The following is a 13567-nucleotide window of genomic DNA, read 5'->3' on the forward strand; positions in this document are numbered from 1 at the left end:
TTGCCCACCAGGCGGATTGCGGCGACTGCCTTACCCCTTGGCGTCGCAGGCCCAGGCGCGGATCACGCATTCCTTGCCGCCATAGTCGTAGCACTTCCTGGTCGCGGCATTGAGCGAGCTCGAGATCTTCGGCGCCACGGCATAGCCATGGGCGCCGCAGGGATTCTTCATGTCGATCGAGAGCGCGGCGCAGGCCCGCTTCATGGTGACGGTGGTGCAATCGCCCTTGCACTGCTTCAGCGCGGCGGCGCGCGCCGCGCCTTCCGCCGGATAGTCGTAGGCCTGGCCATAGGCCCCGCACTTGCCGACCGCGAACGCGCCGGCCGCGCGCGCCTTGGGCACGAAGGTTTCCACGGAGAAACGCGTGGCGCCGAGCAGCAATGTCAGGACGAGAATCGTCAACGCGCGACGCTGCGCGACGGCGGTCGAAATGATCAAGCGGAAATCCCCCAAAGCCCGGCGCGGACTGTACGCAGGGGTCGTTTCCAGATGGTGAATGACGGGTTGAGAGCGAATTCTATCCACTCGTCGTCCCGGCGAAGGCCGGGACCCATAGCCACCGATGGTGATGATTGCGCGAGGCTCTGGCCGCTGTCCCACCAACAACAACGATTGGTGGTAATGGGTCCCGGCCTTCGCCGGGACGACGCGGAGAATGTTCAGCCCTGTCTTGCCGCTTCCAGCGCCTGCGGCGTGTCGATGTCGAGGAAGGCGCTGTCGCCGTCGACCGGGACCTCGGCGACTACCTCGGCATGCTTGGTGATCAAGTGACGCGCGCCGATGTCGCCGTCGAGCGTCATCAGCTCCTTGAAAAAGCGCCGCGACCACAGCACCGGATTGCCGCGGCGGCCCTCACTGACCGGGACCGCGATCAGATGGCCGCGGTCCGGCGCGAAGGTCTCGATCAGGCGATCGATCAGCTTCGCATCGATCAGCGGCATGTCGCCGAGGCAGACGATCGCGCCGTCGGCGCTGTCGGACACCGCCGCAATGCCCGCCTTCACCGAGCTGGCGAGGCCGCCGGCGAAATCCGGGTTGCGGACGAATTTGACCTTGAGGCCATCGAGCGCCTGCTCGACCAGCTCGGCCTGATGCCCGGTGACCACGATCACCTCGGAAGCCTTCGAGGCCAGCGCCTGCTCGGCGACGATGCGCGCGAGCTTCTTGCCGTCGAGCTCGGCGAGCAGCTTGTTCGGGCCGCCCATCCGGGTCGAGCGGCCGGCGGCAAGCACGATCGCGGCGACGTTGCGGTTGCCTTCGGTGTCCGGCACCGTGCGCGGCTGCGGCCGCGTCACGATCTCCATCAACAGGCCGCCGACGCCCATGCCGGTGAGATCCGATCGCGTCACCTTGATGCCGGCGAGCAGCCGCATCAAGACCCAGTCGAAGCCGTTCTCGACCGGCGAGCGCGCGCAGCCTGGCGCGCCCAGGACCGGCACGCCGCCGGCGCTGCCGATCAGCAGCAGATTGCCCGGATCGACCGGCATGCCGAAATGCTCGACCGCGCCGCCGATCTCGGTGATTGCAGCAGGAATGACATCACGACGGTCGGCGATCGCGGACGCGCCGAACACGATGACGAGCTCGGCCCCTAAGCCGAGCAATTCCTTGATCGAGGCGGCGAGCACCGTCTCGTCATGCGGCACGCGGCGCTCGGCGATGATGGTGGCGCCGGCCGGCGCGAGCCGCTCGGCGGTGACGCGCAGCGTCTTGTCGATCACCTTCGGCGCAAGACCCGGCAGCAGCGTCGAGACCACGCCGACCTTCTGGATCACATAGGGCGCGATCCGCAGCGTATCCTTGCCGGCGACCGCGACGGCGGCATCGCGTAAGCGCCCCTCGACGCCGAACGGGATCAGCTTGACGGTCGCGATCATCTCGCCTTCGACCACCGGCTTGAACGCGGCGAGCGTTGCGAAGGTGATGGCCTCGTCGACGTCGTTGATACGGTCGACCGCGGCGCGATCGATCACCAGCACACCGGGACGGGCCGCGAACAGATTGGCGCGGCCGGTGAAGGCGCGCTCGACGTTGACGCCGTCGCCGGCCACCGCCTGCGCGATGCTGGCGGCCGCGGCGTCCTCGGAGACGTCGCCCTCGTCGAGCCGCACCACGACGATCTCGTCGACGCCCGCCTTGGTCAGCGCCTCGACCTCGGCAAGGCCGATCGTGGTGCCCTTCTTGAGCACCAGCGCGCCCTGGCGGAGGGTATGCACGGTGACGCCGCCAATCGCGTCGGCCGGACTGGCGGGACCGAATTTCATGCCGCTTCTTCTTTTTCTTTGGGGGGCAAGCGCAGCTGCGCGGTGATCTCGGCCATGATCGCGACCGCGATCTCCGACGGCGACACCGCGCCGATATCGAGGCCGATCGGCGCGTGGATGCGCGCGATGTCGCTGTCCCTGGCGCCCTGCGCGCGCAGCCGCTCGGCGCGCTTGGCGTGGGTCTTTCGCGATCCGAGCGCGCCGATATAGAAGCAGTTGCGGTCGAAGGCGTGCAGCAGCGCCGGATCGTCGATCTTCGGATCATGCGTCACCGCGACGAAGGCGGTGTAGTGATCGACGTTGAGCGGCGGCAGTGCGACGTCGGGCCATTCGGCGACCAGCGGCACGTCGGGGAAGCGCTCCGGGCTCGCAAACGCGGTGCGCGGATCGACCACCGTGACGTCATAGTCGAGCGAGCGCGCCAGCGGCGCCAGCGCCTGGCTGATATGGACCGCGCCGATGATCACGAGCTTTGCGGTCGGCGCGTAGACATTGAGGAACAGCTTCTTGGTCCCGACCTCGACATTGCCGCTCTTGCCCATCCACAGCTGCTTTGAAAGCTCGGCGCGCAGCGGATCGGCGGCGATGTCCGCGGCCTTGACCAGACGCTGATCGCCATTGGCGGTGTCGGTGACGATGATCACCGGGCGGCGCGCGGCGCGCTCGGCGTTCAGCTCTTTCAGGATCTCGCGTTTCACGGCTAACCAACCTTCTCGACGAAGACGCGGATGGTGCCGCCGCAGGACAGGCCGACATTCCAGGCCGTCTCGTCGGCAACGCCGAATTCAAGCATCTTTGGCTGGCCGCTCGCGATGACGTCGAGCGCTTCCGTCACGACGGCGCCCTCGACGCAGCCGCCGGAGACCGAGCCGAGGAAGGTGCCGTCGTCATTGATGACCAGGCTCGAGCCGGCCGGGCGCGGCGCCGAGCCCCAGGTCTCGACCACGGTGGCAAGCGCCACGCCATGGCCCTCCTTCTGCCAGGTCTCGGCGGCCTGCAGGATGTCTTCGTCGCGGTTCAGCATGGTGGCCTCCTGCTATCGGGTCAGGCTTCTTAGGCTACGGAGCGGATCAGGCTGCGGTGGTGCGCCGGCGGCGGGGATGACAGCGCCCCGATCAAGCCCTTGATGGACGTCAAGTTATGCACCGGGCGAAATTCGTCAACGTGGGGCAACATCATTTTGATGCCCTGCGCCTTGGCCTCAAAGCCGGAGTAGCGCAGCAGCGGATTGAGCCAGATCAGGCGGCGGCAGGAACGGTGCAATCGGTCCATCTCGAAGGCCAGTTTGGCATCAGCCTCCCGTTCTAGTCCATCGGATATAAGGAGGACGATGGCGCCCTGCCCGAGCACCCGGCGGGCCCAGAGCTGGTTGAAGCTGTGCAGCGAGGTCGCGATCCGCGTCCCGCCGGCCCAGTCCTCGACCGCGGACGAGCAATTCGCCAGCGCTTCGTCGGGGTCACGCTCCCGCAACGCGCGCGTCACATTGGTCAGGCGGGTACCGAACAGGAACACCGAGACCCGCTTGCGGGCGTCGGTGATGGCGTGCAGGAAGTGCAGGAACAGGCGGGTGTACTCGCTCATCGAGCCGGAGATATCGAGCAACGCCACGATCGGCGCCGGCTTCTCGATCCGGCCGAGCTTTCGGATGTCGATGATCTCGCCGCCGGTGCGCAGCGAGTTGCGCACGGTGCGGCGCATGTCGAGCCGCAGGCCCCGCGCATCCGGCTGGTAGCGGCGGGTCACGAGCTCGGCCTGCGGCAGCCGCATCTTGGCGATCTCGCGCGTCACCTCGGCGATCTCCGCCGCGGTCATCTGCGCAAAATCCTTCTTCTGCAGGATCTCCTTGTCGGAGACCGAGAGCTTGAGCTCCTGCTCCTGGGCCTGCGGGCGCTCCTCGCTCCGCGCCGGCTGCGCCATCGCCTCCTGGACGCGGCGCGAGGCCGGCGGCGGCTTCTTCCTGGCGTGGTCCGGCAGCGGCACCGAATCCAGCATGCTCTTCCACTCCTCGGCGGCGCGGAAGAACAGCATAAAGGCCTGGCGGAAGATCAGCGCGTGCTCGTGGCGCTTGACGAAGATCGCTTCCAGCGTGGCGTAGAAATCGGAGCGGTGGCCGACCTCGATCAGCTGCAGCGCGTCGAGCGCATCGATCACCGAGCCCGGCCCGACGGGAAGCCCGGCCGCCCGCAGCGCGCGGGCAAAGCCAATCACGTTGTCGGCCATGTGGCCGGTCGGAGGCGCGAGGTGGTTGATCGCCATTGTTGTTTGGCCTCGTCATTCCGGACCGCACGAAGTGCGGATCCGGAATCTGGAGATTGCGGCGCGAGATTCCGGGTTCACGCTTCGCGTGCCCCGGAATGACGGCTAGTCGCTCGTCGCTTCCTTCAATGTCTTCTGCAACGCATCGCCCTGCATGCGCGCGATGTCGTCCTGATACTTCAAGAGCGCGCCCAGCGTGTCGCCGACGACCTGCGGGGTCAGAGAGCGGGCGTCGAGCTCGGACAGCGCGGTGGCCCAGTCGATGGTCTCGGCGACGCCCGGCGACTTGTAGAAATCCTGGTTGCGCAGCGCCTGCACGAAGCGGACGACCTGCTGCGACAGCTTGGCGGAGATGTTCGGCACCCGCGACTTGACGATCGCAAGCTCGCGCTCGGCTGTGGGATAATCAACCCAGTGATAGAGACAGCGCCGCTTCAGCGCGTCATGAATCTCGCGCGTGCGGTTCGAGGTGATGATCACGATCGGCGGCGCCGGCGCCTTCACGGTGCCGAGCTCGGGAATCGTGACCTGGAAGTCGCTGAGGATTTCCAGCAGGTACGCCTCGAACGCCTCGTCGGCGCGGTCGAGCTCGTCGATCAGCAGCACCGGAGGACCCGCGACATCGGGCTCGAGCGCCTGCAGCAGCGGCCGCTTGATCAGGAAGCGTTCGGCGAAAATGTCGCTGGCGAGCTGGTCGCGATCGGTATCGCCGGAAGCCTCCGCAAGGCGGATCGCGATCATCTGCGCCGCACTGCTCCACTCGTAGACCGCGGAGGCGACGTCGAGGCCTTCATAGCATTGCAGGCGGATCAGCTTGCGCCCGAGCGCCGCCGACAGCACTTTTGCGATCTCGGTCTTGCCGACACCGGCCTCGCCTTCGAGGAACAGCGGCCGGCCCATCCGCAGCGCGAGATACGTCACGGTCGCGAGCGACCGCTCGGCGAGGTAGCCGCGCGAGGTCAGGAGATCCTCGAGCGCATCGACGGAAGTGGGTAACGCCGATGCACTCATGGAACAGCCAGTCTTCGAACAGAGGTCAGCAAAGTCACGCCTTGGTACTTAGTCCTTGGCGTTCGCGGCTTCCACCGCCCGGCGCGTCAAAACGCCGATCAGATGCGCGCGGTATTCTGCACTGCCGTGCAGGTCGCTGTTCAGCCCGTCAGCCGAAACTGCGATGCCGTCGAGCACCTTGTGCGAGAAGCGCTTCTTCAGCGCGTCCTCGAACGCAGTGACGCGGAAGACGCCGTCGGAGCCCGCACCGGTGACCGCGACGCGCACGTCGGACGGACGCTTGGCCACGAACACGCCAACCAACGCATAACGCGAGGCCTGGTTGCGGAACTTGACGTAGGCCGCCTTCTTCGGCACCGGGAACATCACCTTGGTGATGATCTCGTCGGCCTCCAGCGCGGTCGAGAACAGGCCCTGGAAATATTCCTCGGCCTTGAGGCGGCGCTTGTTGGTGACGATGGTCGCGCCCAGCGCCAGCACCGCGGCCGGATAGTCGGCGGTCGGGTCGTTGTTGGCGAGCGAGCCGCCGATGGTGCCGCGGTGGCGCACGGCGGGATCGCCGATCAGGCCGGCAAGCTCGGCCAGCGCCGGGATCGCCTCGCCCACGACCGCGGAGTTCGCGACTTCGGCATGCTTGGCGGTGGCGCCAATGACCAGCGAGCGGCCTTTCATCTCGATCGTATCGAGACCTTCGATGTGGGAGAGATCGACCAGATGCGGCGGGCTGGCGAGCCGCTGCTTCATGACCGGCACCAGCGTGTGACCGCCGGCAATCAGCTTGGCGTCCTCGTTCTTCACCAGCAAATTGGCGGCCTGCCGCACGGTGCCGGGACGGTGATATTTGAATTCGTACATTGGAATGTCCTGATCGCGCTCGCGGTGAATTGCTGACTAGGCGAGGTCCGACTTCGCCATCGCCTTGGCGCCGGCGGCGATCGAAGCAACGATGTTCTGGTAGCCGGTGCAGCGGCACAGATTGCCTTCCAGCTCCTCGCGGATCACCTCGTCGGAGAGCTCGTGGCCCTTGCGATGGACCAGGTCGACCGCGGTCATGATCATGCCCGGCGTGCAGAAGCCGCACTGCAGGCCGTGATGCTCGCGGAAGGCCTCCTGCATCGGATGCAGCGGCGCGCCATCGGCCGCCAGCCCCTCGATGGTCTTGACCTCGTGACCGTCGGCCATCACCGCAAGCGTCGTGCAGGATTTCACCGCCCTGCCGTCCAGATGCACGACGCAGGCGCCGCACTGCGAGGTGTCGCAGCCGACATGGGTGCCTGTCAGCCGCAGGTTTTCGCGCAGAAACTGGACCAGAAGGGTACGGGGGTCGACATTCGCGTTCACGGGGTTGCCGTTCACGATCATTGAAATCTTGGCCATCAGCACTCTCTTATCTGCGCCACCGCATATCGGCGAAGCAGGCGGTTTTAAATCATTCCAGACGGCATAATATGGGCGCGCCCCGCGATGGGCAACCTTTCGAGCCACCCATCCAGGACATGGCCGGACCTGAATAATCCAGCCGAAAGGCGAGGCTAACCCTGCACCGCCTTGGCGAAATTTGCAAAGAATTCATCGGCCAGCTTCTTGGCGGCGCCGTTGATCAGGCGCTGGCCGAGCTGGGCGAGCTTGCCGCCGATCTGCGCCTCCACATTGTAGCTCAGAAGCGTACCGCCATCCTTGTCTGCAAGGCCCACGGTGGCGCCGCCCTTGGCAAAGCCGGCGACCCCGCCCTCGCCTTCGCCTGAGATCTTGTAGCCGTTCGGCGGGTCGAGATCGCTCAAGGTGACCTTGCCCTTGAAGCGGGCGGAGACCGGGCCGACCTTCATCTTGGCGGTGGCGCGGAAGCCGCCCTCGTCGGTCTTCTCCAGCTCTTCGCAGCCGGGAATGCAGGCCTTCAACACTTCGGGATCGTTGAGCTTGTCCCACACAGCCTGGCGCGGCGCTGCAAGCTGGACTTCGCCGGTCATTGTCATGGCCATGGGGGATCTCCTCGATCGCTAGAACCTTTTCCCCCAAGTAAAGCAGCCGGGGCGCAAAGGAAAGGGCACCTTCGGAGGATGAGCGATGCATATTCGCAACCGCAGCAAGCCAAGCCGATCGTTCACGAAATCGCGCAATCCCCGGTGTTGAAAATGCAGGCAGCCCCGGGGCATTGGCATCGACGCGCGACAGTGGTTAGGTCGCCGGCCATGAGCACAGCCCTTTCTCCCCTGCTTGCGCCGATGCTGTCGAGCGCCGCGATGCGCGCGGTGTGCAACGACGCCGCTACGCTGCAGAACATGCTGGATTTCGAGGCCGCGCTGGCCCGCGCCGAGGTGGCCTGCGGGGTGATTCCCGCAGCTGGCGCAGGACCAATCGGCGCCGCCTGCAAGGCCGAATCATTCGACCTGGCCGCGCTGGCCGACGCCGCGACGCGGTCCGGCAATCTGGCGATCCCGCTGGTGAAGGCCCTGACCGCCAATGTCGCCAGGGCGGACGCCGAGGCGGCGCGCTACGTGCATTGGGGCGCGACCAGCCAGGACGTCATCGACACCGCGACCATGCTGTCGTTGCGTGCGGGGATCGACGCGCTGCTGGCCGACCTCGACCGCGCCGTCGCTGGCTTCGCCGGGCTTGCGCGCGCCCATCGCAACACCGCCGTGGTGGCGCGGACCTGGCTGCAGCATGCGCTGCCGATGCCGTTCGCCCTCAAACTCGCCGAATATGCCGCGGCGCTGCATCGCTCCCGCAAGCGCTTGCTGCGCCTGCGCCGCGAGACGCTGGCGCTGCAATTCGGCGGCGCCGCCGGGACGCTCGCCGCGCTCGGCGATAAGGGGCTGGCGGTCGCCGCCGCCCTTGCGCGAGAGCTCGATCTGCCGCTGCCGGATGCGCCCTGGCATACCCATCGCGACCGCATCGCCGAGGCCGCGTCGGTGTTCGCCATCCTCGCCGGCAGCTGCGGCAAGATCGCGCGCGACGTGTCGCTGATGATGCAGACCGATGTCGGCGAGGCCTTCGAGCCGGCCGGCGCCGGCCGCGGCGGCTCCTCCACCATGCCGCACAAGCGCAATCCGGTCGCCGCCGCGAGCGCGCTGGGGGCTGCGACCATGGCGCCGAATCTCGCCGCGACGATCTTCGCCGCGCAGGTGCAGGATCATGAGCGCAGCGCCGGTCCGTGGCATGCGGAATGGCCGACCTTGCCGGGCCTGATGCTGGTAACCTCGGGCGCGCTTGCTGCCATCGTCGATCTCGCCGAAGGGCTTGAGGTCGATGCGGCGCGGATGCGCGTCAATCTCGATGCGACTCAAGGGTTGATCATGGCGGAAGCCGTCACCTTTGCGCTCGCCGACAAGATCGGAAAGAGCGACGCCCATCATCTGATCGAGGCCGCCAGCAAGCGCGCGGTCGCGGAGAAGAAGCACCTGCGCGAGGTGCTGTCGGCGGACGCCAAGATCACCGCGCATCTCGACGCGAAACGAATCGCGGAGCTGTTCGAGCCGATGGCCTATCAGGGCGCCTCGCAAGCGCTGATCGACCGCCTGCTGGCTTCACTGGATCACAAATAGCGACGATGTCATTGCCGGGCAACAGCGCGAAGCGCATGTTCGCGCAGATGACCCGGCAAGCGCATGACGAGAGGGACAAGACGATGCCGATGATCAACGCCGACGGGTGCCTGCTCAACGTCCAGGTGGACGGCCGCGACGGCGGACCGACCTTGATGCTGTCGAACTCACTCGGCTGCACCTTGCAGATGTGGGAGCCGCAGATGCGGGCGCTGACGCAGCTGTTCCGCGTCATCCGCTACGACCGCCGCGGTCACGGCAAGTCCGGCGTGCCGGCGGGCCCCTACTCCATGGAGCGCTTCGGCCGCGACGTGCTGGCGATCCTCGACGACCTCAACATCGAGAAGGTGCACTGGTGCGGCCTGTCGATGGGCGGCATGGTCGGACAGTGGCTGGGAGCGAATGCCCCGGAAAGATTCGGCAAGATCATCCTCGCCAACACCGCCTGCTACTACCCCGATCCGACCAACTGGCTGAACCGCATCAAGGTAGTGAAGGAAGGCGGCATCGCCGCCGTCGCCGATACCGTGATCGCGGGCTGGCTGACCGCCGATTTCCGCGAGCGCGAGCCGGAGACCGCGGCGCGCATGAAAGCGATGCTGGTTGCCTCGCCGGTCGAAGGCTATCTCGCCTGTTGCGAGGCGCTGTCGACACTCGACCAGCGCGCCCTGCTGCCGAAGATCAAGAGCCCGACCCTGGTGATTGCAGGAAAGCAGGACATGGCGACGCCGGTGTCGGCAGGCGAAATGATCCGCAGCGGCATTCCCGGCGCCAGCATGACGCTGCTCGATGCCGCGCACATTTCCAACGTCGAGCAGTCGCACGCCTTCACCGAGGCCGTGGTCGGCTTCCTGACGCAACGGTAACGGTCATCGTCATTCCGGGGCGATGCGAAGCATCGAACCCGGAATCTCGATCCGCATCCATAACTTCGAGATTCCGGGTTCGGTCCTGCGGACCGCCCCGGAATGACGTAACCGGGAAAGATGCTCTATGGGCCACAATCAGCACGTAGCCCGGATGCAGCGAAGCGAAATCCGGGACAAGTCCTTCGGCCAACGCTGAAGCCCCGGATTGCGCTGCGCTCCATCCGGGCTACGATTTCATGAGGAGACATCCATGGACGACAATCAGCGCCGCGACGACGGCATGACGCAGCGCCGCAAGGTGCTCGGCAATGAATGGGTCGACAAGTCGATCAAGAACCGCAACGCGTTCAACACCGACTTCCAAGACCTGATCACGCGCTATGCGTGGGGCGACATCTGGACCCGGCCGCATTTCGATCACCGCACCCGGCGTGTGCTTGTGATCGGCACCATGGTCGCGCTCGGCCAGTGGGACGAATTCCGCCTGCATGTGCGCGCCGCGCTCGCCGAGGGCGGCTTCACGCCCGAGGACATCAAGGAGATCCTGCTGCAGCAGGCGATCTATTGCGGCGTGCCAGCGGCCAACCACGCCGTCAAGGAAGCCGGCGCGATCATTGCCGAGCTAGGGCTGCTGAAGGGATAGCTCGCTCGCAGGCGCGCCCGCCTCGGCGACGGGCGGCTCGACGGCCCGTTTCGGCGCAGTCTCGAACAACATCACGATCGCGGTCCCAAGCAGCATCAGGAGCTCGGCCGCATGCATGCGCAACGCTTCGACCTCGCCGACCTTGGAGGCCATCATCATGCTGGCGAAGCTCAGCACGCTGCCGAGGCAGAGCGCCACCGCCAGCGCCTCGTCGGCGCCGCTGCTGCTCTTGCGCAGCGGTGAGAAGGCGGCCATCGCGAGGAAGACTGCGAAGAACGCCACCACGGTGATCCGCGCCAGCGCGAGCAGCCATGCGAGGCGCACCGTCGCCATCTTGCCGAGGTGCAGATAGTCGCTGGCATAGAACGCGATCGACACGCTCGGCCGCTCATAGAGGCCGTGGATCGGCGACACCATGATGCTGAAGGCGATGATGGTCCAGACCGGAATGAAATAGGCCGCAAGCAGCGCGCCGTTGAAGGAGCTGATCCGCCAGTTGTTCGACATTGCCGCTTCCCGTGCATCCCGCGCCTTTCAGACCGGCGACGGTTCAGCTTGCGAGCTAACGCCGATCAATTGCCGGCAGCAATTTAAACCCTTTGTTAAGGTTAAGCGCGATGCGATGATTCCGGATCGAGGCCGGGATCTGCGCAAGATCGGCGCCGGCCGGGGATAAAGGGGGTAAAATGACCGAAAGAGCGCGCGTTTTCGTCGCAACGCCCTGCTACGGCGGCGATCTGAAGATGGCCTATGTGTTGTCCGCCCTGAAGCTTCAAGCTGCGGCCACCGCCCGGGGCATCGACATCCAGTTTCATCTGATCGGAAACGAATCGCTGATCGTCCGCGCCCGGAACGAACTGGCCCACCCAATTCCTTGCATCCGGCGCCAGCCATCTCCTGTTCATCGATGCCGATATCGGGTTCGAACCCGAGTCCGTGTTCCGGCTGCTGGATTGCGGCACCGACGTTTCCGCCGCGGCCTATCCGCTCAAGCACATCGATTGGGCAAAGGTGCAGCGGGCTGCGGACGCCAAGCGCAAGAACCTCGCGTCATCCTCGCTGGACTATGTCGTCACATGGGAGGGCGACCAGATCACATCTCGCGGCGACGGCTTCGCCAAGGTCCGATATGCCGGAACCGGCTTTCTCATGATGAAGCGATCCGCCCTCGTCAGGCTGTGCGACGCCCATCCCGAACTCAAATATCGGGCGAACCACAAAAGCAACGACTTGAACACCGGCGACCTGGTTCGCGCCGACCTCGACCGCGTCTCGCTGTTCGAATGCATGATCGACAAGACAACCGGCGAGTATCTGTCCGAAGATTACGCGTTCTGCCGGCGCTGGATCGATCTCGGCGGCGAAATCTTGGCTCGACCTTCGAAGCGAGCTCACGCATTTCGGTTCGTACGCCTTCCGCGGCCGCTTCGCCGACCAGTTGGCCTGAACAAGACAGCCCAAGCGAAAAGGGTCCAGCCTGAACAAGGGAGGCCTCGCCTTTCGGCGAGGCCTCCCTGCTAGTTCGGCTCAATTGTCCGAATTAGCGCTCCGGATTGGGCTTCTGACCCTGCCGGCCCTGATCCTGCTGTTGCTGGCCGGGCTTCTGGCCGCCGCCCTGCTGCTGCTGGCCGGGCTTCTGATTGGGGTTCTGGTTCGGCTGTCCCGGATTCTGATTTGGGTTGCTCATTCAGCTACTCCCTTGCTTTCATCAAGCTGGGGACAACGCGCGCGTCGGAAGCGCGGTTGCTCGGGGAACACGGGTTCCGGCGTGATCATTGCAAGGCAAGGCCATGTCGGCCCTGTGACATCGGAACCGCATCCGCCAAACTAGTTATGTACAAGCCCTTTCTGCTGCTGCCACGCTGTTGCCGCGGCCGGGGTTCCACTGTTAGAAAACGACACGACGCGACGGATCAGGCTGCCGGGGCCCTCGCCGCGTCACCCTCGACGTAGCGTTTTCGAGCGAAGTGGGAACCGGTTCGCGTGAAGAAAGCGCGTCCAGATCAACACGAGAGCCTGGTCGGTTCTCAACCGAACAGGCTCTGACGGCAGCGTATGGATTATTTCGCCCAGCAATTGATCAACGGCCTCGTGCTCGGTTCGATCTACGGCCTGATCGCCATCGGCTACACGATGGTCTACGGCATCGTCGGCATGATCAACTTCGCCCATGGCGACATCTTCATGATCGGCGGCTTCATCGCGCTGATCTCGTTCCTGGTGCTGGTGTCGCTCGGCCTCACCGCGATCCCCCTGATCCTGCTGATCGTGCTGCTGGTCTCGATGGCGATCACGGCGCTCTACGGCTGGACCATCGAGCGCATCGCCTACCGGCCGCTGCGGCATTCATTCCGCCTGGCGCCGATGCTCTCGGCGATCGGCATGTCATTCGTGCTGACCAATTTCTCACAGGTGTCGCAGGGCGCGCGGGTGAAGCCGGTGCCGCCGATCATCACCGGCGGCTACACGCTGCATGAAGGCTCGTCGGGCTTCGCCGTGCAGCTCTCCAACATCCAGATCATGGTCGTGCTCGCCACCATCGTCGTGCTGGCGCTGTTCACCTGGCTGGTCTCGCGCACCCGGCTCGGACGCGACATGCGCGCCTGCGAGCAGGACCAGACCATGGCCGCGCTGCTCGGCGTCGACGTCGACTACACCATCTCGATGACCTTCGTGATCGGCGCCGCGCTCGCCGCGGTCGCAGGCATGATGTATCTCTTGTATTACGGCCTGGTCGATTTCTTCATGGGCTTCGTCGCTGGCATCAAGGCGTTCACCGCCGCCGTGCTCGGCGGCATCGGCTCGCTGCCGGGCGCGATGCTCGGCGGGCTCGCAATCGGCCTGATCGAGACGTTCTGGTCGGCCTATTTCTCGGTTGAGTACAAGGACGTCGCCGCGTTCTCGATCCTGATCGTGGTGCTGATCTTCATGCCGACCGGCCTGCTCGGCCGTCCCGAAGTCGAAAAAGTCTGACAGGCA

The 13567-nt window shown here is 65.6% G+C and carries 17 protein-coding genes; 6 read left to right on the plus strand and 11 right to left on the minus strand.

The window, feature by feature from the left end:
- Positions 1-30 precede the first annotated feature (30 nt).
- From ACVMB1_RS18035 to ACVMB1_RS18075, 9 genes are all read right to left on the minus strand, one after another.
- Positions 31-381 (minus strand): DUF4189 domain-containing protein, encoded by a 351-nt coding sequence (locus ACVMB1_RS18035; protein WP_371852140.1) that lies wholly within the window; start codon positions 379-381, stop codon positions 31-33.
- Between the two features lie 278 nt (positions 382-659).
- Positions 660-2264, minus strand: coding sequence for an NTP transferase domain-containing protein (locus ACVMB1_RS18040; protein WP_076828520.1), 1605 nt, complete (start codon positions 2262-2264; stop codon positions 660-662).
- Entirely contained in the window at positions 2261-2962 is a 702-nt protein-coding gene (locus ACVMB1_RS18045) for an XdhC family protein (RefSeq protein WP_456848778.1), read from the minus strand. Before ACVMB1_RS18045 ends, ACVMB1_RS18040 begins: the two co-directional genes overlap by 4 nt.
- A gap of 2 nt (positions 2963-2964) precedes the next feature.
- Complete coding sequence (locus tag ACVMB1_RS18050) at positions 2965-3288, minus strand: XdhC family protein (protein ID WP_018272401.1); 324 nt, start codon at positions 3286-3288, stop codon at positions 2965-2967.
- Positions 3289-3317: 29 nt separating this feature from the next.
- A complete protein-coding gene (locus ACVMB1_RS18055) occupies positions 3318-4520 on the minus strand; it encodes a vWA domain-containing protein (protein WP_076828517.1) in 1203 nt (400 codons plus the stop codon).
- 105 nt (positions 4521-4625) lie between these two features.
- The gene (locus ACVMB1_RS18060) at positions 4626-5531 is read right to left on the minus strand and encodes an AAA family ATPase (RefSeq protein WP_076828515.1); all 906 of its coding nucleotides are present in this window, start codon (positions 5529-5531) and stop codon (positions 4626-4628) included.
- A 48-nt stretch (positions 5532-5579) separates the two neighbouring features.
- Positions 5580-6386, minus strand: coding sequence for an FAD binding domain-containing protein (locus tag ACVMB1_RS18065; RefSeq protein ID WP_050383296.1), 807 nt, complete (start codon positions 6384-6386; stop codon positions 5580-5582).
- Positions 6387-6422: 36 nt separating this feature from the next.
- Positions 6423-6908, minus strand: coding sequence for a (2Fe-2S)-binding protein (locus ACVMB1_RS18070; protein ID WP_028336799.1), 486 nt, complete (start codon positions 6906-6908; stop codon positions 6423-6425).
- 155 nt (positions 6909-7063) lie between these two features.
- Positions 7064-7510, minus strand: a complete 447-nt coding sequence (locus tag ACVMB1_RS18075; RefSeq protein WP_016840413.1) for an SRPBCC family protein — start codon at positions 7508-7510, stop codon at positions 7064-7066.
- A gap of 210 nt (positions 7511-7720) precedes the next feature.
- Here ACVMB1_RS18075 and ACVMB1_RS18080 point away from each other — a divergent pair, with 210 nt between their 5' ends.
- The 3 genes from ACVMB1_RS18080 (at position 7721) to ACVMB1_RS18090 (ending at position 10588) form a co-directional block, all read left to right on the plus strand.
- Positions 7721-9076, plus strand: a complete 1356-nt coding sequence (locus ACVMB1_RS18080) for a 3-carboxy-cis,cis-muconate cycloisomerase (RefSeq protein ID WP_253639482.1) — start codon at positions 7721-7723, stop codon at positions 9074-9076.
- Between the two features lie 83 nt (positions 9077-9159).
- Positions 9160-9942, plus strand: a complete 783-nt coding sequence (gene pcaD, locus ACVMB1_RS18085) for a 3-oxoadipate enol-lactonase (protein ID WP_076828562.1) — start codon at positions 9160-9162, stop codon at positions 9940-9942.
- A 253-nt stretch (positions 9943-10195) separates the two neighbouring features.
- On the plus strand, positions 10196-10588 hold the full coding sequence (locus ACVMB1_RS18090) for a carboxymuconolactone decarboxylase family protein (protein ID WP_028339924.1): 393 nt from the start codon (positions 10196-10198) through the stop codon (positions 10586-10588).
- Here ACVMB1_RS18090 and ACVMB1_RS18095 read toward each other — a convergent pair.
- Complete coding sequence (locus ACVMB1_RS18095; RefSeq protein WP_076828512.1) at positions 10568-11095, minus strand: hypothetical protein; 528 nt, start codon at positions 11093-11095, stop codon at positions 10568-10570. The genes ACVMB1_RS18090 and ACVMB1_RS18095 overlap by 21 nt on opposite strands.
- Here ACVMB1_RS18095 and ACVMB1_RS18100 point away from each other — a divergent pair.
- A complete protein-coding gene (locus tag ACVMB1_RS18100; RefSeq protein ID WP_143270940.1) occupies positions 11085-11264 on the plus strand; it encodes a hypothetical protein in 180 nt (59 codons plus the stop codon). The two genes, ACVMB1_RS18095 and ACVMB1_RS18100, sit on opposite strands and share 11 nt — an antisense overlap.
- 260 nt (positions 11265-11524) lie before the next feature.
- Positions 11525-12109 carry a hypothetical protein gene (locus ACVMB1_RS18105; RefSeq protein WP_456848780.1) on the plus strand — a complete coding sequence of 195 codons (585 nt, stop codon included), beginning with the start codon at positions 11525-11527 and terminating at the stop codon, positions 12107-12109.
- Between the two features lie 19 nt (positions 12110-12128).
- Here ACVMB1_RS18105 and ACVMB1_RS18110 read toward each other — a convergent pair whose 3' ends face one another.
- Positions 12129-12275 carry a hypothetical protein gene (locus ACVMB1_RS18110; protein ID WP_168858023.1) on the minus strand — a complete coding sequence of 49 codons (147 nt, stop codon included), beginning with the start codon at positions 12273-12275 and terminating at the stop codon, positions 12129-12131.
- A gap of 368 nt (positions 12276-12643) precedes the next feature.
- Here ACVMB1_RS18110 and ACVMB1_RS18115 point away from each other — a divergent pair, with 368 nt between their 5' ends.
- A complete protein-coding gene (locus tag ACVMB1_RS18115) occupies positions 12644-13561 on the plus strand; it encodes an ABC transporter permease subunit (protein WP_076828509.1) in 918 nt (305 codons plus the stop codon).
- Positions 13562-13567 lie beyond the last annotated feature (6 nt).

It is taken from the genome of Bradyrhizobium sp. USDA 4504, assembly GCF_054063995.1.

What these genes read in the sequence shown, in the direction of transcription:
- ACVMB1_RS18040 (WP_076828520.1), bottom strand. Translation starts at nt 2,264, where the DNA reads ATGAAATTCGGTCCCGCCAGTCCGGCCGACGCGATTGGCGGCGTCACC.
- ACVMB1_RS18050 (WP_018272401.1), bottom strand. Translation starts at nt 3,288, where the DNA reads ATGCTGAACCGCGACGAAGACATCCTGCAGGCCGCCGAGACCTGGCAG.
- ACVMB1_RS18055 (WP_076828517.1), bottom strand. Translation starts at nt 4,520, where the DNA reads ATGGCGATCAACCACCTCGCGCCTCCGACCGGCCACATGGCCGACAAC.
- ACVMB1_RS18060 (WP_076828515.1), bottom strand. Translation starts at nt 5,531, where the DNA reads ATGAGTGCATCGGCGTTACCCACTTCCGTCGATGCGCTCGAGGATCTC.
- ACVMB1_RS18065 (WP_050383296.1), bottom strand. Translation starts at nt 6,386, where the DNA reads ATGTACGAATTCAAATATCACCGTCCCGGCACCGTGCGGCAGGCCGCC.
- ACVMB1_RS18070 (WP_028336799.1), bottom strand. Translation starts at nt 6,908, where the DNA reads ATGGCCAAGATTTCAATGATCGTGAACGGCAACCCCGTGAACGCGAAT.
- ACVMB1_RS18075 (WP_016840413.1), bottom strand. Translation starts at nt 7,510, where the DNA reads ATGGCCATGACAATGACCGGCGAAGTCCAGCTTGCAGCGCCGCGCCAG.
- ACVMB1_RS18080 (WP_253639482.1), top strand. Translation starts at nt 7,721, where the DNA reads ATGAGCACAGCCCTTTCTCCCCTGCTTGCGCCGATGCTGTCGAGCGCC.
- pcaD (WP_076828562.1), top strand. Translation starts at nt 9,160, where the DNA reads ATGCCGATGATCAACGCCGACGGGTGCCTGCTCAACGTCCAGGTGGAC.
- ACVMB1_RS18090 (WP_028339924.1), top strand. Translation starts at nt 10,196, where the DNA reads ATGGACGACAATCAGCGCCGCGACGACGGCATGACGCAGCGCCGCAAG.
- ACVMB1_RS18095 (WP_076828512.1), bottom strand. Translation starts at nt 11,095, where the DNA reads ATGTCGAACAACTGGCGGATCAGCTCCTTCAACGGCGCGCTGCTTGCG.
- ACVMB1_RS18110 (WP_168858023.1), bottom strand. Translation starts at nt 12,275, where the DNA reads ATGAGCAACCCAAATCAGAATCCGGGACAGCCGAACCAGAACCCCAAT.
- ACVMB1_RS18115 (WP_076828509.1), top strand. Translation starts at nt 12,644, where the DNA reads ATGGATTATTTCGCCCAGCAATTGATCAACGGCCTCGTGCTCGGTTCG.